Origin of the sequence: Streptosporangium sandarakinum (assembly GCF_050942225.1) — a bacterium.
In the GTDB taxonomy this organism is placed as follows: Bacteria; Actinomycetota; Actinomycetes; order Streptosporangiales; family Streptosporangiaceae; genus Streptosporangium; species Streptosporangium nondiastaticum.
The window spans coordinates 3,746,615-3,765,554 of the sequence record NZ_CP192034.1; the positions used below are offsets into that span (position 1 = coordinate 3,746,615).

Annotated in this window: 21 protein-coding genes and 1 pseudogene; 10 read left to right on the forward strand and 12 right to left on the reverse strand. The window is 75.0% G+C overall.

From position 1 onward, the window contains the following. Nucleotides 1-12 precede the first annotated feature (12 nt). Nucleotides 13-1,191: a serine/threonine protein phosphatase gene (locus tag ACQP10_RS17250; protein ID WP_433541718.1), complete on the reverse strand. Its 1,179-nt coding sequence runs from the start codon at nucleotides 1,189-1,191 to the stop codon at nucleotides 13-15. Nucleotides 1,192-1,408: 217 nt separating this feature from the next. After that, nucleotides 1,409-1,978: pseudogene (locus ACQP10_RS17255) on the reverse strand (TetR/AcrR family transcriptional regulator); the annotation flags it as partial. A gap of 218 nt (nucleotides 1,979-2,196) precedes the next feature. On the opposite strand from ACQP10_RS17255, the gene ACQP10_RS17260 reads away from it, so the two are divergent. Further along, the gene (locus ACQP10_RS17260) at nucleotides 2,197-2,841 is read left to right on the forward strand and encodes a CatB-related O-acetyltransferase (RefSeq protein WP_390001674.1); all 645 of its coding nucleotides are present in this window, start codon (nucleotides 2,197-2,199) and stop codon (nucleotides 2,839-2,841) included. Between the two features lie 161 nt (nucleotides 2,842-3,002). Then, nucleotides 3,003-4,307, forward strand: coding sequence for an erythromycin esterase family protein (locus tag ACQP10_RS17265; RefSeq protein ID WP_433541719.1), 1,305 nt, complete (start codon nucleotides 3,003-3,005; stop codon nucleotides 4,305-4,307). 101 nt (nucleotides 4,308-4,408) lie between these two features. Here the strand turns inward: ACQP10_RS17265 and ACQP10_RS17270 are convergent, their stop codons facing one another. Next, complete coding sequence (locus ACQP10_RS17270; RefSeq protein ID WP_433541720.1) at nucleotides 4,409-5,134, reverse strand: hypothetical protein; 726 nt, start codon at nucleotides 5,132-5,134, stop codon at nucleotides 4,409-4,411. 243 nt (nucleotides 5,135-5,377) lie between these two features. Then, nucleotides 5,378-5,584 (reverse strand): hypothetical protein, encoded by a 207-nt coding sequence (locus tag ACQP10_RS17275; RefSeq protein WP_346021706.1) that lies wholly within the window; start codon nucleotides 5,582-5,584, stop codon nucleotides 5,378-5,380. Between ACQP10_RS17275 and ACQP10_RS17280 the strand changes: the two genes are divergently transcribed. Next, the gene (locus ACQP10_RS17280) at nucleotides 5,537-6,100 is read left to right on the forward strand and encodes a helix-turn-helix transcriptional regulator (RefSeq protein ID WP_433541721.1); all 564 of its coding nucleotides are present in this window, start codon (nucleotides 5,537-5,539) and stop codon (nucleotides 6,098-6,100) included. The genes ACQP10_RS17275 and ACQP10_RS17280 overlap by 48 nt on opposite strands. Nucleotides 6,101-6,259: 159 nt before the next feature. Here the strand turns inward: ACQP10_RS17280 and ACQP10_RS17285 are convergent, their stop codons facing one another. Genes ACQP10_RS17285 through ACQP10_RS17295 form a run of 3 tightly spaced genes read right to left on the reverse strand, consistent with a single transcriptional unit; the run spans nucleotide 6,260 to nucleotide 8,219 of the window. Next, nucleotides 6,260-7,111: an alpha/beta fold hydrolase gene (locus tag ACQP10_RS17285; RefSeq protein WP_433541722.1), complete on the reverse strand. Its 852-nt coding sequence runs from the start codon at nucleotides 7,109-7,111 to the stop codon at nucleotides 6,260-6,262. After that, nucleotides 7,086-7,574 (reverse strand): hypothetical protein, encoded by a 489-nt coding sequence (locus ACQP10_RS17290; RefSeq protein WP_346021703.1) that lies wholly within the window; start codon nucleotides 7,572-7,574, stop codon nucleotides 7,086-7,088. The genes ACQP10_RS17285 and ACQP10_RS17290 overlap by 26 nt, the downstream gene beginning before the upstream one ends. Before the next feature lie 60 nt (nucleotides 7,575-7,634). Further along, nucleotides 7,635-8,219, reverse strand: a complete 585-nt coding sequence (locus tag ACQP10_RS17295) for a helix-turn-helix domain-containing protein (RefSeq protein WP_346021702.1) — start codon at nucleotides 8,217-8,219, stop codon at nucleotides 7,635-7,637. 68 nt (nucleotides 8,220-8,287) lie between these two features. On the opposite strand from ACQP10_RS17295, the gene ACQP10_RS17300 reads away from it, so the two are divergent. Further along, nucleotides 8,288-8,992, forward strand: coding sequence for an AzlC family ABC transporter permease (locus tag ACQP10_RS17300; protein WP_346021701.1), 705 nt, complete (start codon nucleotides 8,288-8,290; stop codon nucleotides 8,990-8,992). A 96-nt stretch (nucleotides 8,993-9,088) separates the two neighbouring features. Next, on the forward strand, nucleotides 9,089-9,397 hold the full coding sequence (locus ACQP10_RS17305) for an AzlD domain-containing protein (RefSeq protein WP_399500668.1): 309 nt from the start codon (nucleotides 9,089-9,091) through the stop codon (nucleotides 9,395-9,397). 36 nt (nucleotides 9,398-9,433) lie between these two features. Here the strand turns inward: ACQP10_RS17305 and ACQP10_RS17310 are convergent, their stop codons facing one another. Then, complete coding sequence (locus ACQP10_RS17310) at nucleotides 9,434-9,973, reverse strand: dihydrofolate reductase family protein (protein ID WP_346021700.1); 540 nt, start codon at nucleotides 9,971-9,973, stop codon at nucleotides 9,434-9,436. Between the two features lie 420 nt (nucleotides 9,974-10,393). Here ACQP10_RS17310 and ACQP10_RS17315 point away from each other — a divergent pair, with 420 nt between their 5' ends. After that, nucleotides 10,394-11,200, forward strand: coding sequence for an SDR family NAD(P)-dependent oxidoreductase (locus ACQP10_RS17315; protein ID WP_346021699.1), 807 nt, complete (start codon nucleotides 10,394-10,396; stop codon nucleotides 11,198-11,200). Nucleotides 11,201-11,302: 102 nt separating this feature from the next. Here ACQP10_RS17315 and ACQP10_RS17320 read toward each other — a convergent pair whose 3' ends face one another. Continuing rightward, entirely contained in the window at nucleotides 11,303-12,652 is a 1,350-nt protein-coding gene (locus ACQP10_RS17320; protein ID WP_346021698.1) for an Nramp family divalent metal transporter, read from the reverse strand. 37 nt (nucleotides 12,653-12,689) lie between these two features. Next, nucleotides 12,690-13,592, reverse strand: coding sequence for a manganese catalase family protein (locus tag ACQP10_RS17325; protein ID WP_346021697.1), 903 nt, complete (start codon nucleotides 13,590-13,592; stop codon nucleotides 12,690-12,692). 344 nt (nucleotides 13,593-13,936) lie between these two features. Between ACQP10_RS17325 and ACQP10_RS17330 the strand changes: the two genes are divergently transcribed. Together ACQP10_RS17330 and ACQP10_RS17335 are read left to right on the forward strand one after the other, a co-directional pair. After that, a complete protein-coding gene (locus ACQP10_RS17330) occupies nucleotides 13,937-14,704 on the forward strand; it encodes a TetR/AcrR family transcriptional regulator (RefSeq protein WP_390001692.1) in 768 nt (255 codons plus the stop codon). After that, nucleotides 14,701-16,143 (forward strand): MFS transporter, encoded by a 1,443-nt coding sequence (locus tag ACQP10_RS17335; RefSeq protein ID WP_399500669.1) that lies wholly within the window; start codon nucleotides 14,701-14,703, stop codon nucleotides 16,141-16,143. Before ACQP10_RS17330 ends, ACQP10_RS17335 begins: the two co-directional genes overlap by 4 nt. An 84-nt stretch (nucleotides 16,144-16,227) precedes the next feature. Here the strand turns inward: ACQP10_RS17335 and ACQP10_RS17340 are convergent, their stop codons facing one another. Next, nucleotides 16,228-16,863, reverse strand: a complete 636-nt coding sequence (locus ACQP10_RS17340) for a TetR/AcrR family transcriptional regulator (protein ID WP_390001696.1) — start codon at nucleotides 16,861-16,863, stop codon at nucleotides 16,228-16,230. 88 nt (nucleotides 16,864-16,951) lie between these two features. Between ACQP10_RS17340 and ACQP10_RS17345 the strand changes: the two genes are divergently transcribed. Both ACQP10_RS17345 and ACQP10_RS17350 read left to right on the forward strand, forming a co-directional pair. Next, the gene (locus ACQP10_RS17345) at nucleotides 16,952-17,650 is read left to right on the forward strand and encodes an FMN-dependent NADH-azoreductase (RefSeq protein WP_433541723.1); all 699 of its coding nucleotides are present in this window, start codon (nucleotides 16,952-16,954) and stop codon (nucleotides 17,648-17,650) included. A gap of 240 nt (nucleotides 17,651-17,890) precedes the next feature. Further along, nucleotides 17,891-18,223 (forward strand): DMT family transporter, encoded by a 333-nt coding sequence (locus tag ACQP10_RS17350; protein WP_179823605.1) that lies wholly within the window; start codon nucleotides 17,891-17,893, stop codon nucleotides 18,221-18,223. A gap of 219 nt (nucleotides 18,224-18,442) precedes the next feature. On the opposite strand, the gene ACQP10_RS17355 is transcribed toward ACQP10_RS17350, so the two are convergent. Further along, on the reverse strand, nucleotides 18,443-18,904 hold the full coding sequence (locus ACQP10_RS17355) for a YkvA family protein (RefSeq protein WP_399500671.1): 462 nt from the start codon (nucleotides 18,902-18,904) through the stop codon (nucleotides 18,443-18,445). Nucleotides 18,905-18,940: the final 36 nt, after the last annotated feature.

Sequence of the window (18,940 nt, forward strand, 5' to 3'; positions counted from 1 at the left end):
GCCGCGGTCGGCCTACCCCGCCTGCGGCGCCGGGGCCGTGCCCGTACCGGTCGCGGCCGGTACGGGGACGGCGCGCAGCGCGCGTTCGACCTGCTCGGCCGGGTAGGGCGTGTGCCTGCTGGAGCCGAACAGCTCCCAGTAGAGGTCGTTCATGACGGCGGCGACGGGCGCGTAGCGCAGGATCGTGTCGGCGACGCCGTCCGGGATCGTCTCGGCGGCGCCGGCGGGGAGTTCGGGCAGGGCGCCGCCTTCGGCGCAGGCCCGGATGAAGGCGTTGCGCCGCGCCGGTGGCGTCCCCGGCGCCTGCCGCACCCCGCACACGTCGCCGACCAGCCAGTTGACCAGGCGCATCATGGCGTAGCCGAGGTCGTGGGTGCGGTGGCGTTCCACGAAGGCCGCCTCCTGCTCCGACAGCTCGAACCGGGCACTGGTGGCCAGGCCGAAGTCGGTGAGGTACAGGCGCCGGCCGTCGGTGAGGATGTTGCCGAAGTGGGCGTCGAAGTGCATCAGGCCGCCGGCGTTCATGGACGCCACCTCGCCGAGCATCTGCGACTCCAGCATCGCGCACGCCGCGGCGGCGGCCTCGGGGCCGGCGGCGACCTGCTCGGCGAGCCAGCCGTCGAGGGTGCGCGGGATGAACTCGGTGAACAGCACCAGGCTCGCCGAGGCGCGCTTCAGCGCCTCCAGCCGCTCGCGCACGGCCTGCGAGCCGTGCCAGTAGGCCACGACGGCGTCGATGTCGTCGTGCTCGGCGATCGGCGGCGGTGCGCCGGGCAGCACCCGCCAGTGGTGCAGCAGGGGGAAGGCGTCGGTGCGGCCGGCGGTCACCCAGTCCGTCGTCATGGTGTGCGCGGACAGCTCGCGCCAGGCGCCGAAGCCCGGCCCGGGGAAACCCGGCGCGCCGAGGCCGTACTGGCAGAACGCGGGCAGGCCGAAGAGGTTGGCGGTGGATCCGACGTCGCCGGGCCGGCGTTCGGCGTCGGTCAGGGGGACGCGTTTGACGAACACCGGCGCGCCGCCGACGTCCAGCAGCAGCGAGGCGCCGCCGACGCCGGAGCCCAGGGGGCGGGCGCCTTCCAGCAGCTCGCCGAGCCGCCGGTCGTCGAGCGGCTCCAGCGCGGCCGTCACCTCGCGGTGGCGGCTCAGCCGCTCGCGGCGGAAGACGTCCGCGTTCCGGTCCGGGATTGTCATGGTGCCCGCCCGCCTGTCGATGTGATCTTGATCGTGCCGGTGAGGACGCTACCGCCGGGGCCGCGGTCCCGCCACCCGGTGACGCCCGCTCCTCAGGCGTCGCCGGCCGGCGGGGCCCGGTGAAGGCGCCGGCGGCCGCGGCGAGGGAGGCGGCCCTGGCCGCCTGGCCGGGCAGGTTCGGGTCGGGCGGCGTGCGAAGGAGCACCAGCTGGTGGTACAGCGGCGCGGTGGCGGCGATGAGCAGCCGCCGGGCGTCGGTGCGCGGCGGAAGCTCGCCGCGCTCGGCGGCCCGGCCGACCACGGCCTCGCAGCGGGCGTAGCGGTCCTCCCACAGCCGACGCTGGGCGTGGTCGGCCTTCTCCGAGCGGAACGAGGCGGCGATCAGGGCCGCCATGATAGGCGGCTGCGCGGTCAGCGCGTCCTGGATCTCGTGGTTCAGCGCCGCCAGGTCGCCTTCCAGCGAGCCGGTGTCGGGGGGCTGCCAGTCGTCCTCGCCCGCGGCGTCGAGGACGTCGGCGAGCAGGCCGCCGACGTCTCCCCAGCGCCGGTACACCGTCGCGCGGTGCACGCCGGCGCGCGCGGCGACGGCGTCCATGGTGAGGCCGTCGTAGCCGTGCTCGGCGAGCTCGGCGAGCACGGCGTCGAGCACCTGCGCGCGGATGCGGGCGGTACGGCCGCCGGGGCGGCGCCGGGCCGCGGGCGCCGCCCCGGCGGCCCGCGGGTCCTGCGGGTCCTGGGAGTCCTGGGAGTCCTGCGGGTCCTGGGGTCGTGGCGCTGAGGGGGTCATCGCGTGGTCATCCGGTTTGCTCCGTGGGATGTCGGCATGCCAGTATCTTAATGCATCAGTTGTCGCACTAATGGGGTCGCCGGTGTTCCTCCGAAGCGCCCGCCCGGCCGTGCGGCTTCAGACGGTGCCCGTCCGCCCGCCGCCCGCGGCCCCGGCCTCCCACGCCGGTGCCCGCCGTCGCCCGGGCCCGCAGGACGGCCCGCAGAAAGGAGACGACCATGACCTCACCCGTTCCCGCCGATCCGACCGTGGTGCACCCCATGCCCGGCCAGCCACGGGTGGTGCTGCTGAAGCCCCTCATCACCTCGCCGCTGATCGAGGTCGGGGAGTTCTCCTACTACGACGACCCCGACGATCCGACCGCCTTCGAGACCCGTAACGTGCTGTACCACTACGGGCCGGAGAAGCTGGTCATCGGGAGGTTCTGCGCGCTGGGCGAGGGCGTGCGGTTCATCATGAACGGCGCCAACCACCGCATGGACGGCCCCTCGACGTTCCCCTTCCCGATCATGGGCGGCTCCTGGGCCGAGCACTTCGACCTCATCACCGGCCTGCCCGGACGGGGCGACACCGTGGTGGGCAGCGACGTCTGGTTCGGCTACCGCTCCACGGTGATGCCCGGTGTCCGCATCGGCCACGGCGCGATCATCGCCTCCGGCTCCGTCGTCGTCGACGACGTCCCCGACTACGGCGTCGTCGGCGGCAACCCCGCCCGGCTCATCCGCCGCCGCCACAGCGACGCCGACATCGACCGCCTGCTGGCCCTGGCCTGGTGGGACTGGCCGCTGGAGCACATCACCCGGCACATCCGCACGATCATGTCCGGCACCGTCGACGACCTGGAGAACGCGGCGCCCGCGTAGACGGGGTCGCGCCCGGCCCCCGCCCGTGCGGAGCGGCGGATCCCGGCGTGTCCGGCGACGACACCCCGGGTCCACCGGCCCCCGCCCGCGAGGGGCGGCGGGGCGGCGGCCCGCCGAGCCGTTCGTCCACCCTTCCGAAAATCCCGAATCGAGTCATCAGCATGCCTGCCTCACCCCACCACGACCCGTTCGCCCACCGCCTCGGCCGCCGGGCCGTAACGCTCACCCATCTCGACCCCGAGGCGCCGCTCGACGACCTGGAGCCGCTGCGCGGCATCATCGGCGCGGCCCGCGTCGTCGCGATCGGGGAGAACTCCCATTTCATCACCGAGTTCTCCCACCTGCGGCAGCGCATCCTGCGCTTCCTGGCCGAACGCTGCGGCTTCACCGTCCTGGCCTTCGAGTACGGCTTCAGCGAGGGCTTCCCCCTCGACGCCTGGGCCCGGGGCCAGGGCGCCGACGACGACCTGCGGGCCCACCTCGCCGAGACGATCCCCGTGGGCGTCGAGGAGCCGCTGCGCTGGGTGCGCCGGCACAACGCCGCAGCCGCGCGACCGGTGCGTTTCGCCGGGATCGACATCCCGGCGGCCGGCGGGTCCCTGCTGCCCGCCCTGGCCCCGGTCGCCGACTACCTGCGCCGGATCGACCCGGAGACCCTGCCGGTGCTCCAGGAGGCGATGCGGATCGCCGGATCGTTCGCCGGCGCCTCCGCCGCCTCGGCCGCACCGGCCTGGACCCGCCTGACCGCCGCCGAGCAGGACGCCCTCAGCGCCGCCCTGACGCGCCTGCTCATCCGGTTCCGCTCCCTGGAGCCGCTGTACGTCTCCCGCGGCAAGCGGCACGACTACGACGTGGCGCTGCGCCGCCTCGAAGGCGCCTGCCACGCCGACCACGGCTTCCGCGCCATGGCCGGCCTGTACGCCGGAAACGGCCTGACCGCCGACACCTCGGCCCGCGACGCCTACATGGCCGGATCACTCCTGTGGCACCTGGAACGCCTCGCGCCCGGCACCCGCGTCGTGCTGGCGGCCCACAACGCCCACATCCAGAAGGAGCCGATCTCCTTCAACGGCCGGCTCACCGGATTCCCGATGGGTCACTACCTGCACAGGGCCCTCGGCGACGACTACTTCGCCCTCGGCCTGACCAGCACCGCCGGCCACACGGCCGACATGCGCCCCGACGAGGACGCGCGCTTCGGGTTCGCCGTCGAGGACACCGCGCTGCAGCCGCCCGAGCCGGGCAGCGTCGAAGCCGCCTTCGCCGACGCCGGGCTCGGGCTCGCCGTCGCCGACCTCCGCCGGATGCGCGCGGAGGCCCCCGGCGACGCCGGCCACTCCCCCGGCCCCGACCGCATCCGGATCCAGAGCGCCTACGTGCACACCCCCGTCCTGGAGGCGTTCGACGGCGTCCTCAACGTCCCGGTCTCCACCGTGGCCGGTGACGCCGGAGCCGGCGCACCCTGAGGGACGACGGCCGGATCGCCGCGCTGAAACGCCGCGACCGCCGACGCCGGATCCGGGTCCGCCGGTCCCGGCTCGTCGCCGGGGCCGGTCACAGAGGCCGGTCAAAGGGGCCGCAGCGTTCCGCCGATCCGCTCCAGCAGCCCCCGGCGGGCGGCGTCGTCGGTGCTCAGCGTCAGCACGCAGGTCCGATCGCCGGGCGCGGGCAGCAGGAGGCGCAGGCCGTGCAGCCGCACGCCGCCGACGGTGAAGACGTATCCGACGCGCGCCGCCCGTCCGCCGGCGACCGGCACCGTGCCGGCCCGCAGGACGCGTCCCCGCAGCGGCGCCAGCCGCCGTACGGCGTCGGCGAGCAGCTGCGCGGAGGAGGCCGTGCCGGGCCGGCAGCGGGCGGTGAGGTTGGTGGCGAAGCGGTGCGGGGAGCGGCTCATGGAGGCGGGGTCGAACGCCCAGATCCCGTCGTGGGCCGCCACGGGCTCCAGCCCGGCCCGGGCCCGGTGGATCTGCTTGCCCGTCAGGCCCGCCCGGTCCAGGCGCCGCTCCAGGCCGCCTCCGGTGGCGTCCAGGGCGACCCAGGAGCGCGGCACGCCGAAGGTCAGGCCGTTCTCCGGCCCGCCGGCCCGCGCGAAGCCCCGCGGCAGGCCGCCTCCCCCGGCGCCGCCGTCCGGGGCCGGGCCGGTCGCGGTGCCCGCCGGGTTTCCGGGCGGGGCGGCCGGGCCGCGTACGGGAGCCGGGGCGGTGCCCGCCGGACCGCCGGCGCAGCCCGCGCAGGCGACGGCCGGCGCCAGGCACAGCGTGGCCGCGACGGCGCGGCGGCGGTGACGCGTCACGCCCCCTCCTCTCCCCGCTTCCCCGGGCCGTGTCCGGTCGCTTTTTCCACCGGGTCCGCACCCGCCTGTCCTCCCCGCGCGGGCGCGGAGAGGGCCGTGCGGCCGGCCCGGGTCGGCACGGCTCCTTTCCCGCAGGTTAAGCGGCGTGCGGCGGCAGCGGCGGTTTCCGGCGCGGTGTGTCGCCGCGCCGTACCGCGCCCGCCCGGAAACGGCCCGCGCCCGCCGGGGCCGGTCCGGGCCCGTCTAGACGGGTCGGCCGGGCACGGTGGCCGGAGCGGCCGCCGGCGCCTTCGGCCGCCCGGGAACGGCCGGCTCCGGCAGGGTGCGGAACAGCAGCCAGCTCAGGACGGGCATCAGGATCAGCGGGATCAGCGCCGTGCGCAGGGAGGTGACGTCGGCCAGGTGGCCGATGAGGGGACCGGCCAGGCCGTCGGCGACCTGGAGCTGCACCTGGTCGGCCTGCCCGCCGGCGACGACCCGCTCGGCCCGCGGGAGCCGGCCGTGCTGGCGGTCGCCCCCCTGCTGCGGGAGCTGATCCTCGCCTACACCCGCGCCCCGCGTGACGGCGGCCCCGAGCACGGGCGGCTGCGGGCCGTACTGCTGGACCAGTTGCGGGTCGCGCCGCAGCGACCCTTGCACCTGCCCACGCCCACCGCCCCCGGGCTCGTGCGGCTGTGGGAGATCCTGCGCGCCGATCCGGCCGACGACCGCACCCTGGCCGCGCTGGACCGGCAGGTCGGCGCGAGCAGCCGGACCCTGTCGCGCTTGTTCAGGTCCGACCTGGGCATGACCTTCCCGCAGTGGCGCACCCAGTTGCGTCTTCACCACGCGCTGATCCTGCTGGCCGAGGGCATGCCGGTGACCGTCGTGGCGCACCGGTGCGGCTGGTCGTCGGCCAGCGCCTTCATCGACGTCTTCCGCCGCGTCTTCGGGTGCACTCCGGGGGCGTACCGGGGACCGGCCTGAGAAGGGGGGCGCGAGCCGATCCCCTCGGACCGGGTGCGGGCCGCGCCCTTCGGGTGGCTCCCCTGGGGCGGCCGGCGCGGCGAACCGTCCCGGTGGCGCCGGCTCACACCGGCGACGCGCCGGGACCGGGCCGGGGCCGGGCCGGGTTCCCTCCGGGCCTCAGGCCGGTGACGCGCCGCCCGGCGGGTTCGCCGCCAGGAAGGCCGCCATGAGCGCGGCGACCTCCTCGGGCCGCTCGGTGAGCATGTCGTGGCCGGCGTCCAGCTCCCGGATGCGGACGTTGGACGGCAGGCCGGCGAGGTCGCGGCGCACTCCCTTGCGGAACGCCGCCATCAACTCCCCGCCCGGCATGCCCGGCGGGTCCTGGGTCGGGATCACCACCAGCGCGGGACAGGTGAGGTTGCGCAGCAGCGGGATCGTGTCGCGGAACGGCGGGGTGTGGCGCACCGCCGCGAGGAGTTCGGCGCCGGGCCGGGCGTAGGTCCGGCCGTCCCTTGTCGTCAGGGCCCTGGCGGGGAACATCGCCTGGACCTCGGGCGGCAGCGGCCGGCCCATGCTCGCGGCCTGGGCGTCGAAGGCGGCTTTGAGGTCCGCCAGGGCCCGGTCCCGCTCGGCCGGGTCCATCCCCGGGTAGTTGCCCGGGTCGCTCTCCGCCGAGCGCAGGCCGTCGAGGTTGACGACGGCGGGACACTCGGGGTGGCGCAGAGCCCACTGCACGGCGAGCATGCCGCCCAGCGAGTGGCCGGCGACGGCGGGGTTGCCCAGGCCGAGGCACCTGACCACGGCCTCGAGGTCGTCCAGGGCCGCCTCCCAGTCCCACGGGCCGTCGCCGGAGTGGCCGTGGCCGCGCAGGTCCATGGCGACGGTGCGGTGGCCTTCGAGGCCGAGGGCGTCCCAGACCTCCAGGGTGCCGCCGAGGCCGTGCAGCAGCAGGACGGGGTCACCGGCTCCGCCGGAGTCGCGCACGGCCAGGGGGACGTCGTGGTCAGTGACGGTCGTGTCGTGCGGCATGGCGCTCCTGGGGTTGGTCGAGCCGTCGTCGGATGGAGTCGGTGGTCACCCCGCCGTCGGGGTGGCGGTCGAGTTTGCCGCGTTTGACGAGGTCGTGAACGCCCTGGCGGGTGATGCCGAGCATCGCCCCGGCCGTGGCGAACGGCACCGCCTGCCTGCCCGGGTGGCCCGCGCGCCGGGCCACCGCCCGGCCGAAGGCCGTGCGCCACCACTCGTCGGGCGGGTCGAACGGGCCGTCTGCGGGGAAGAGCGCCGCGATGAGCCGCGCCGCGGTGTGGACCGCGAGCCGCTCGTCGGCTCCCAGCAGCTGCGCGGCCCACACCTCGGCCTCGATGCGCAGCCGTTCCCTGACCGGCCCGGTCTGCTCGTCGGAGCCGAGCAGGATCTCCAGCGGGTCGGTGATCCTTCGTTCGGTCAGCGCGGCCAGCTCACCGGCCAGCGCGACGTGCTCTGCCGTACTCACTTGACGAACGATAGCAAGTACTTGCTATATGGCGTCAAGTAGTGGGGTCTCCCGCCCGGGTCACCGATGCTCCATGACGATCACCGCGCTCGTGCCGGGCTCAAGGGCCTGGAAGACGTGCGGGGCGTCGCCGGGGTAGGTCAGGTAGTCGCCCGGGCCGAGCTCGACCGGCTCGCCGGCCGGGCCGGCCAGTGCCCGGCCCGCACCGATCACCAGGTGCTCGGTGGTGTGGGGCATGTGGGCGTCCGACAGGCGCGGCTCGCCCGGCTGGGCCTCGATGCGGTAGATGTCGCGCCGGGCGCCCGGCGGGCAGGAGGCCAGCAGTGTGGCGGCGTAGTCGGCGCGTTCGGAGCGGGTGGCCTCCCCCTCGCCGGCGCGGATCACCCGTACGGCCGGTCGCGGCGGATCGACCAGGTGGCTGAACGGCACGCCCAGAGCGACGCCGAGCGCCCACAGCGTCTCCACGCTGGGGTTGCCGGTGCCGGCCTCCAGCTGCGACAGGGTGGACTTGGCCAGGCCGGAGCGGCGGGCCAGCTCGCTCAGCGACAGCCCGGCGCGCTCGCGCTCCCGCCGGATCGACGTCGCGATCGACGCGATCAGGCCGAGGGGTGAGGGTTCGCCGGGGATCGGGACGCCGTCGGCCATGCGTTCACTCCATCGGATCGTTTCGTTCGGTTTGACGGACCGGCAGTGGAGTGTTCAGTATATCGACTATGCGTTCGTTATGGCGAACAATCGGTCGCGGCACTCTCCGCGACATCGCCCTGGTCTGCCTGGCCGACGCGCTCGTCGGCGCCTCCTTCGGCGCGATCGCCGTCTCCGGCGGCCTGCCGCCGTGGGCGCCGGTCGCCATGTCGCTGCTGGTCTTCGCCGGCGGCGCCCAGTTCGCCGCGCTCGGCGTGGTGCTGGCCGGCGGCGACCCGCTCGCCGCCGTCGCCTCCGGGCTGGTCCTCAACGCCCGCCTGCTGCCCTTCGGCTTCGCCGTCGCCGACGCCCTCGGCGGGCGGCTCGCCACCAGGCTGCCGGGCGCCCATCTGATCACCGACGAGGTGGTGGCGTTCGTGCTGGCCCGGCACGGAACGCGGGAGCGCCGCGTCACCTTCTGGACCTGCGGGCTCGCGCTGTTCGCCTCCTGGAACCTGGCCGTGGCGGGCGGCGCGCTGGCCGGCGGGGCCGTCGGCGACGTCGCGGCCCTCGGGCTCGACGCGGCCTTCCCCGCCGTGCTGCTGGCCCTGGCGCTGCCCGCGCTACGCGAGCGCGTCACCCGCCGGGCGGCCCTGTACGGCACGGCCGCCGCCCTCGCCGCCACGCCGTTCCTGCCCGCCGGCCTGCCGGTGCTGCTGTCCCTCGGCGGCCTGGCGGTGCCCGGCCGCCGCCCGGCGGCCGGGCGGCGGGGACCCGGCGCACGGCCGGAGTGAGACGACCCGCGCCCCGCGCGGGCACGGGCCACGCAAGGACGGGGCGCGGCTCCCGCCGTTCGCCCGACGAAGGATCCGACGAAGGAGGTGCGACCGATGCCCCTGCTGGCCATCGCCGTACTGGCCGCCGGGACGTACGCGTTCCGGCTGGCCGGGCCGCTGCTGCGTGACCGGGTGGAGGTCCCCGGGCGCCTGCGGCGGCTGCTGCCGGCCGCCACCGCCGTGCTGCTGACCGCGCTGGCGGTCACCGCCGCGCTCACCGAGGACGGCGGCTTCGCCGGCTGGGCCAGACCGGCCGGCGTGCTGGCCGCCGGCATCTTGGCGCTGCGCCGCGCGCCGTTCCCGGTGGTCGTCGTCGCGGCCACCGCCGTCACGGCCGCGCTGCGGCTGTGCGGGGTGCCCTGAGCCGGGTTCCCTGAGCCGGGTGCGGCTCTGGCGTCTTCAGGCCGGGTGGTAGATCAGGTGCACCACGCCGGTGCCGAAGGTCTGCGACTCCACCAGCTTCAGGGGCGTCTGCTCGCCGCCCTCGGGGAACAGCCGCCTGCCGCTTCCCACGACGATCGGGTGGACCAGCAGCCGCAGCTCGTCCAGCAGCCCCTCACGCAGCAGCGACCGCACGAGGGTGGCGCTGCCGGTGATCGAGATGTCCCTGCCCGGCCCCTGCTTGAGCCTGGCGATCTCCTCGGTGACGTTTCCGCTGATCAGCGTCGAGTTCTGCCACTCCAGCGTCTTCAAGGTGGAGGAGACGACGTACTTGGGCGTCTCGTTCATCTGCGCCGCCATCGGGTCGTCGCCCGCGGTGGGCCAGTAGCCGGCGAACTCCTGGTAGGTGGCCCGGCCCAGCAGCATGGCGTCGGCGCCGGCCGCCTGCGTCGCCACAGCCTGGCCCATCTCCTCGTTGAAGTAGGGGAAGTGCCACTTCTCCGGCGACTCCATGACGCCGTCCAGGGACAGGAAGAAACCGGCGACGATCTTTCGCATGACATCTCCTCGGTGGTTCGCCCGCGCCGGGCGCGATCATCTCTGATGAGATGCTCCCGCGCCCGCCGGGCGGGGGCCATCTCCCCAAGAGCCGTATCGGAGCGCCCCGCGTCCCGGGGCGCCCGGCGCTTCCGGGATCGGGCGGATCCGGATCAGGCGATCCGTCCCGGCGGGCCCGCGAGGCGGGAGGCGGCCCGCCGGGGCTCCGGATGCGGGTGCGCCGGAGACCACCGGCGATTGCATGTCCGATCACCGCTGGAATTGCACGTCCGGCCGCCGCCGGACGCCGTCTTCGCGACCGGCCTACTGTCGAGATCACGGCCCGCCGCCCGGCCCGGGAGGCGCGGCGGGCCGCACACCGGAAGACCGCGGCAGACCGCGGCCGGCGGCGAAGGCCGCCGCAAGGAACGGAGACTTTCGATGGATCTGCAGCTGTCCGGACGCGTGGCCGTCGTCACCGGCGCCTCCAAGGGCGTGGGACTGGCCGTCGTGCGCACCCTGCTGGCCGAGGGGGCCCGGGTGGTCGCCGCCTCCCGCAAGACCAGCCCCGGCCTCGACGACCTGGCCGGGAGCAACCTCGTGCACGTCCCGGCCGACCTGATGGACCCCGACGCCCCCGCGCAGGTCGTGGCCCGCGCCGAGGAGGAGTTCGGCGGCCTGGACATCCTGGTCAACAACGCCGGCGGCCCCCCGCCGGGGGTGAGCCTGCCGCGCTTCTCGTTCATGGCGCCCACCGACGACGACTGGCGGCAGATGTTCGAGTTCAATCTCTTCTCCGCCGTCCGGGCGGTCCGGGCCGCCATCCCGCTGATGCTGGCCCGCGGCGGCGGCTCGATCGTCAACGTCTCCTCCGGCGTCGCCCGCCAGCCCGCCCCGATGAACGTCGACTACAACGCCGCCAAGGCCGGTCTGAACACCCTCACCCAGACGCTGTCGGAGGAGTACGCGCCGCAGGGCATCCGGGTCAACACCGTCTCCCTGGGCCCGGTGCGCACGGCGTGGTGGACCGAGGAGGGCGGCGCGGCCGACATCATCGCCGCCCAGGCCGGCACCGACCGCGACAGCGTGTTGGACACCGTGGCGCCGCAGATGATGAATCTCACCACCGGGCGCCTGGTGGACCCGCAGGAGGTCGCCGACGTGATCGCCCTGCTGGCCTCGCCGCGCTCGGCCAGCACCACCGGCGCCGACTTCGCGGTGGACGCCGGTTTCTCCAAGGCCGTCTGAGGCCCCCGGAGAAGGCGGAAAGGCCCGCCCCGCCGTACGGTGCGTCCCACCGTACGGCGGGCTGGCACGGTCGGGAGCGCCGCGGCAGGCTCTCCCCCGGCATCAGCCGGTGAGCACCTGCGTCAGCAGCACACCGTTCAGGACGGTGACGGCGCAGGTCACCGCGGCGCCCAGCGCCGTGGTGAGCCGGCCGTTGACCAGCGGCCCCATGACGCGGCGGCTGGCGGTGAAGGCCACCAGCGGCACCAGCGCGAACGGGATGCCGAACGACAGCGCCACCTGGCTCAGCACGAGCGCGTCGGTGGGATCGACCCCAGCGGCCAGGATCGCCATGGCCGGCGCGATGGTCACCAGGCGGCGCACGGTCAGCGGCACGCGGCGGCGCAGGAAGCCCTCCATGATGATCTGACCGGCGTAGGTGCCCACGCTGGAGGAGGCCAGGCCCGAGGCCAGCAGCGCCAGGGCGAACGCCAGCGCCGCGACCGGCCCGAGCGCCGCCCCGATGCCGGCGTGCACGGCCGTGAGGCTGCCGGGGTCGCCGCCGTCGAAGGTGGCGGCGGCGACCGTCAGCATCGCCATGTTGACCAGGCCGGCCACGCCCAGGGCGAGTGTGATGTCGGCGCGGCTGGCCCGCACCGCCGTACGGCGGTCCGCCAGGCCCGCCGGATCGGCCGGGTCCACCACACCGGACGGGCCCACCGCGCCCGACGCGCCGGACGCGCCGCCCGGCAGGCTCGCCTGGTGGCGGGTCAGCGCCGAGTGCAGGTAGATGACGTGCGGCATGACGGTGGCGCCGATGATCCCGGTGGCCAGCAGCAGGCTTTCGGGCCCGGCCAGGCGGGGCACCAGCCCGGCGGCCGCGTCGGACAGGGAGCCGGAGTCCAGCACCTGGTAGGCGAAGCAGACCAGCACGACGGCGAGCATGGCGCCGATGACCGCCTCGAAGCGGTGCCGGCCGCGCGGCGCCAGCCCCAGCAGCGCGAACGACACCGCCGCCACCAGCGCCGCGGCCGGCAGCAGCGGCAGGCCGAACAGCAGGTTCAGCGCCAGCGCGCCGCCGATGAACTCCGCCAGGTCGGTGGCGACGGCCACCAGCTCCCCCTGCGCCCACAGCAGCAGCGTCAGCGGGCGCGGCAGCCGGTCGCGGCACACCTGCGGCAGGCTGCGGCCGGTGGCGATGCCGAGCTTGGCCGACAGGGCCTGGACGAACATGGCCATCACGTTGGCGCCGGCGATCACCCACAGCAGCATGTGGCCGTAGCGGGCGCCGCCGGACATGTTGGTGGCGAAGTTGCCCGGGTCGATGTAGGCGACCGAGACGACGAACGCCGGGCCGCACAGCCGGGCCAGCGCCGTGAGGCGCGCCGCCCGGCGCGGGCCCGGCGGGCCGAGGAGGGCGGGCGCCGGTCCGCCGGCCGGCGTCCCGTCCCGGCCGCGGGGGGAATCGAGCACGCGCGCCTCCCATCGTCTGAGGCCGCCCGCGGGCGGGTCAGCTCAGTGCGTCCTTGATCTTTCCTATCGGGCCGGTCTCGGTGCCCAGGACCGGGCCGCGCGGCTCGCCCAGGCTGCCGTCGTAGGTGTCGTACAGCTTGGGATCGGGTGGCGGCGGCATGGCCACGTCGCCCAGCGCGCGGGGCTCCATGTAGTAGGAGAACTCGTGCCTGCCGTCCGGCTGCGTGCCCGACGCCCAGCCGCCCTGCGCGCCCTCGTTACCCTCCGACAGGTTCCAGATCGCCGAGGCGTGTTCGGCGTGCTCCTCATCGAAGAGCGCGTTCGGCGCGACGGGCAGGGGCTCCAGGCCGTCGGACTGCAGCTCCTCGATGGCCTTCAGCCACATGTTCTGGTGCAGGGTGTCGCGGGCCAGGTTGAACTTCAGCATGTCCTTGACGCCGGGGTCGTCGGTCATGTTGTACAGCCGCGCCGCCTGCATGCGGCCCTGGGCCTCGGCGGCGACGTTGGCGTAGAAGTCGGCGAGCAGGTTGCCACTGGCTATGACGTAGCGGCCGTTCCAGGGGTAGCCGTTGCTGTCGGCCAGCAGCGGGCCGCCGCCGGAGACGATGGCCTGCTGGGGGTCCATCCCGCCGATCACCGCGCCGACCACGGGGTCGGCCATGGCCATCTTGGTGGTCGCGGTGGCCGGCGCCCCCTCCAGCAGGCGGGCGATCATCGTGGCGATCATCTCGACGTGGCCGATCTCCTCGGTCGCGATGTCCATGATCAGGTCTTTGTACTTGCCGGGGAGCCGGCAGTTCCAGCCCTGCATCAGGTACTGCATGGTGACGGTCATCTCGCCGTAGGCGCCGCCGAGCAACTCCTGGAGCTTGTGGGCGTAGACGGGGTCGGGCTTTTCCGGCTTGGCCTCGAACTGCAGGCGTTTGGTGTGGAAGAACATGCTCGCTCCTCGGGTCATGCCGGATGAGAGCCGCCCGGAGCCGTACGCCGCCCGCCGGGACAAGGACTCCTTTTCCGGTGGATCTCGCGGGGGGCGCCTGAGAATTCCATCACGGCCCCCCGGACCCGGGCCGGATCGCCACACCCTGCGCCGTTCCGTGCCGGGCAAAGTTCCTGCCACATCCCTAATCGGAGATATCACGCAACGATTGGTAATTAAACGGTCACTTTCCGTCGCGGTCATCAATGGGGATCTCCCGTACGGCTCGGCGCCGCGCGGGGTTTCCCGCGGCCGAGGCCGATCTTCTGTAGACACTGTCTACAAGGGGGTGGTAGACAGTGTCTATGGATTCTGAGGGCTCCCTGCGGGAGCGGCTGGTCGACGCCGGTGTGGAACTCGTGACGGCCGGGGGCAGCGCCTCGGTGGGCCTGCGGGAGATCGCCCGCCGGGCCGGGGTGTCACACGGCGCGCCGCGCCGGTACTTCCCCACCCACCACGCGCTGCTGTCGGCGATCGCCCACCGCGGGTTCGCCGACCTCGCCGCCCGCTTCGCCGCCGCCGGTGAGGGCACGGCGACGCCGCGCGAGCGGCTGCGGGCGATCGGTGCGGCCTACGTCGCCTACGCCGTCGAGAACCGCGGCATGTTCGAGCTGATGTTCCGCCACGACCTGCTCGACGGCGACGGCCCGGCCGCCGTCCCGGCTGGCGGCGGGGCCGATGACCGGGCCGGCGGGCACCCGGGCGACCGTACGGATGACCGCGCGCCCGGCCGGGAGAACGGTGAGGCGGGCGGTTCCGCGCCGGAGCGGCCGCGGCTGCGGGAGACGACGCGGCCCCTGTTCCGTGAACTCGTCGGCCTCGTCGAACTCGTCGCCCGGCACCGGGCTGAGCGGAAGGGGCACGAAGGGACCGGTCCCGGGGGCCGGGAAGGGGACGCCGAGCCGCCGGAGGTGACGGCCGCCGCCCTGTGGGCGAACCTGCACGGTCTCGCCCAGCTGTGGAGCTGGGGAAGCCTGCCGCTGATGCTCGACGCCGCGCCCGCCGACACCGGTCGCCTCGACCGGCTCGTCGAGGCGGTCCTGGAGGCCCACCTCGGGCCGGCCCCCCGGTGAGCGGCGCCGTACGACGCCGCCTGGCGCTGACGGCGAGCGTGGCCGGCGCGGCCATCGTCGCGCTGGACGGCACCGTGCTGCTGGCCGCGCAACCCAGCCTGCGTCGCGAACTGGGCGCCGACCTGGCGCAGGCGCAGTGGGCCGGCACCGCCTACCTGGTCGCGGTGGCCGCGCTGCTGGTCCTGGCCGGCCGCCTCGGCGACCGCCACGGGCACGTCCGGCTGCTGGTCATCGGCACGCTCGGGTTCGGGGCCGCCTCGGCCGCCATCGCCTTCGCACCCACCGCCGGCTGGCTGATCGGCCTGCGCGCCGTCCAGGGCGTGTTCGCCGCGCTGCTGCAGCCGGCGACGCTCGCGCTGCTGCGCCTGGCCTACCCCGGCGACCGGCTCGCCAGACCGGTCGCCCTGCGCACCGCCGCCATCGGCGTCGCCTCGGCGGCGGGCCCGGTCCTCGGCGGGTTCCTCGTCGCGCACCTGGGCTGGCGCTCGGTGTTCGTCATCAACATCCCCCTCGCACTCGCCACCGCCGCGCTCGCCCTGGCGGTGCGCACGCCGCGTGCGCCGCGTGCGGCGGCGGAACGGCTGGACGCCGGCGGCGCGGCGCTGATCGCACTCGCCCTGGCCGTGCTGACCGGCACGCTGTCGCAGGCGCCGGGCCGCGGCTGGAGCGCCGCGCCGACGCTGCTCGGGCTCCTCACGGCCGCGGCGGCCATGGTCGCGTTCGCCGCGCACGAACGCCGGGCCGGCCACCCGATCGTGCCCCGCGCCGTGGCCCGGTCGACGCCGGTGACCGCGTCGATGGCGATGCTGCTGGTCACCGCGGCCGGCATGTTCGGCGCGCTGTTCTCGGCCACGTTCCGCCTGCAGGACCTGCTCGGGCTCGACGCGCTGGCCGGCAGCCTGCGCGCCCTGCCGCTGACCGTGCTCATGGTCGTCGGCGCCCCCGTCGCCGGCGCCGCACTCGGCCGGTACGGGGCGCGCCGCACCGCCGTCACCGGCGTGCTCCTGGCGGCGTCGGGCATCGCGGCGCTGTCCTTCCCGCTCGACGGGTGGACGGCCGGGGCGGGCTTCGCCGTCCTCGGCGCGGGCTTCGCCGCCGTGATGGTCACCGCCACCGGCACCGTCGTCGGCGACGCGCCCGCCGGGTACGCCGGGGTCGTCGGCGGCCTCAAGCAGACCGCCGGCAACATCGGCACCGCCCTCGGCACCGCCGTGGCCGCGGGCCTCATGCCCGCCGTCGCGGCCGGGACACCCGCGGCGGTCCCCGGCCGGGCCGCGGACCCCGTCATGTTCACGCTGGCGGCGCTCACCGCCCTCGCCGTCCTCCCGGCGGCCCTGCTGCCCGCCTCGCGGCCGGCGACCCGGAAGACGGCGCACGGCGCCCGCGGTGACCGCGGTGATCATAGTGATCATGGTGACCGTACGGTCTCCGCCCGGTGACAGCGGTGGCCGGCTCCGGTCCGGGCCCGCGATCACAGGCCGCAGCCGCGCGTCTCGCGACCACGGTGAGGGCGGCGGCGCCGGTCAGGACGGTGCCAGGACCGCACGGGCGATCCCGGCCAGGGCGGACGCGACCTCCTCGCGCGGCACGCCGTTGCGTCGCTGCAGGTCGTAGACCTCCGGCCCCAACGGGGCCAGGAGCGTGTCGGCGAGCACGTCCGGTCCGGGCACCCCGGCGGCCACGACCAGGGACCGCACGTGCGCGCGCCAGAAACCGTAGGCTCCGGTGGCGAAGCGCGAGGCGCCGGTCTCCGCGCCGAGCAGCAGATGCCCGTGTCGCTCCAGCAGCTCCGTCATCGCGTCGTAGAACGCGGCCAGCCGCTCGGCCGGCGGTGCGCCCGGCCCGAGCGGAGGGTCGCCGCGCAGCAGCTTTTCCTGCAGCCCGCGCTCGTGCTCGTCGAGCAGGGCCAGCGCGATCGACGCCGGGTCGGGGTAGCGGCGGTAGAGCGTGCCCCGCCCCACCCCGGCGGCCCGGGCGATCTCCTCCATGGTCACCGGGCGGCGCTCGGCGAACAGCCGCTCGGCGGCGGCGAGCACCTTCTCCCGGTTGCGTGCGGCGTCGGCCCGCTCGCGTGGCCGCGTGGAGGCGTCGGTCAGCAGGTCAGTGCGCTCGCGCGGTCGCGCGGCGGTGTCGTTCGGCGGATCGGTCCGTGGCGTCACACCTCCGATTCTAGCCAAGTGGACACCATGTCCGGTTGTGCTACAGTCCTCTCAACCGGACGGAGTGTCCGTTTGAGAGGAATCCGTGATGCCCCGACTGCTGCACCTGGACGCCAGCGCCCGCCGCGCGTCCTTCTCCCGAGCGCTGAGCGCCGCCTTCGCCGAGGAGTGGCGGGCCGCGGGCGGTGAGGTCACCTACCGCGACCTGGCCGCCGACCCCGTGCCTCCGATCGGCCAGGCGTGGACCGAGCTGTGCGACCACGTCCTGCGCCACGCCATCACCGACATCGGCCGTTACGGCGAGGCGGTCCGCACCCCCGAGCAGGCCGCCGCCTGGGCCGTCCTGCAGCCGCTGCTGGAGGAGGTGGTCGCCGCCGACGTCGTGCTGATCGGCACCCCGATGTACAACTTCTCGATCCCCGCCGCGCTCAAGGCGTGGATCGACCAGATCACCTTCCCCCGCATGTCCCTGGCCGGGCGGCGCTTCGTCGTGGCCTCCGCGCGCGGCGGCGCCTACGGGCCCGGTACGCCGCGTGAGCCGTACGACCACCAGGAGCGCTACCTGCGCGACTTCTTCGCCGGGCACTTCGGCATCGACGACGCGGTGTTCGTCAGCACCGAACTGACCAACTCGCTGGTCGATCCGGCGCTGGACCACCTGCGCGGTGAGCACGCCGCCTCCCGCGACGCGGCCGAGGTCGCCATACGCCACCTGGCCCGCGAACTGACCCGCGAGGGAAGGCACCGGGTTCCAGCCCCCGAGCCGCGACACGAAGTGTCGCAATGAGCCCGCGAGGGGGCGCCGGTGTCTGGACTGAGAAGAGAACGAGCGCAGCGAGCGAACGACGAGGGAAGACACCGGACCAAGAGCCCCGAGCCGCGACACGAAGTGTCGCAATGAACACAGCGAGGGGCGCCGGTGTCTGGACTGAGGAACGCAGGAGCGGAGCGACGGAGTGACGAGGGAAGACATCGGGTTCCAGCCCCCGAGCCGCGACGCGCAGCGTCGCAGTGAGCACAGGCCGTCATGAACACGAGCTGGATCCTGCTGGTGGCGGCCGGGCTGGTGGAGATCGCCTGGTCGCAGAGCATCAAGCCGACCGACAACTTCACCAGGCCGCTGCCCACCCTGCTGTGCCTGGCGCTGGCCGTCGTCGCGGTCTACCTGTTGTCGCGGGCGATGGAGACGCTGCCCGTCGGCACGGCCTATGCCGTCTTCACCGGCATCGGCGCGGTCGGCGCGATCGTTCTCGGCATCGTGGTCCACCGTGACCCGGTCACGGCCGGCCGCCTGGCCGCGTTGTCCCTGATCATCGGCGGTGTCGTCCTCGCCCGCCTCACCTCCCCCGACGCCGGATGAGATCCGGTACGGCCCTCGTCCGGGTCCGCGTCCCCGGGCCCGGAGACGGGGGCCGGGGGCCGGGGGCGCGGGCCTGAAGGCCGGGGACCTCCCGTCGCGCCGCGGGTCTGCCCGAGGAGCTCCCGCAGCGAACGAGGCCGGCGTCCCGGGGTGCCGGCCACGGTCGTGGCCGTGCGGCGCAGCGGGGTGCGCGCGTTGGGATGGTCGACGACGCCGGGTTCAGGCCTCCGAGTCGTGACGCGCGGCGTCGCCATGGACACGACCGGGCCCCTCCGTCAGCCCGGCCAGCCGGCACAGTACGGCGAAGCCGTCCTCGGTGCCGGGCCAGTGGCGGCGCACCGCGGGCAGCCCGGCTCGGCGCACCACCGAGCGCAGCGTCGCGGTGACGACGATGGCGTCGTCGGCGTAGCCCAGGACCGGGATGAAGTCCGGCACCAGGTCCAGGGGGAAGGCCAGGTAGGCCAGGAGCAGGGCGAGCCTGATCCGCACGCCGCGCGGCAGTTCCGGGTCGGCGGCCAGCCGGCGCACAAGACGCAGCACGTCCGGCAGCAGCCGCAGTGCCTCGCGCAGCAGATCGCCGCGCGGCCGTACCGCGACCAGTACGGCCACCAGTGCCACCCACGTCAGCGCCAGCGCGGCGGCGACGCCCAGTAGCAGGTCCCACCCCCACGAGCCGGTCATGCCACTCCTTCGTCGGCCGCGCCACGGCGTCTCTTC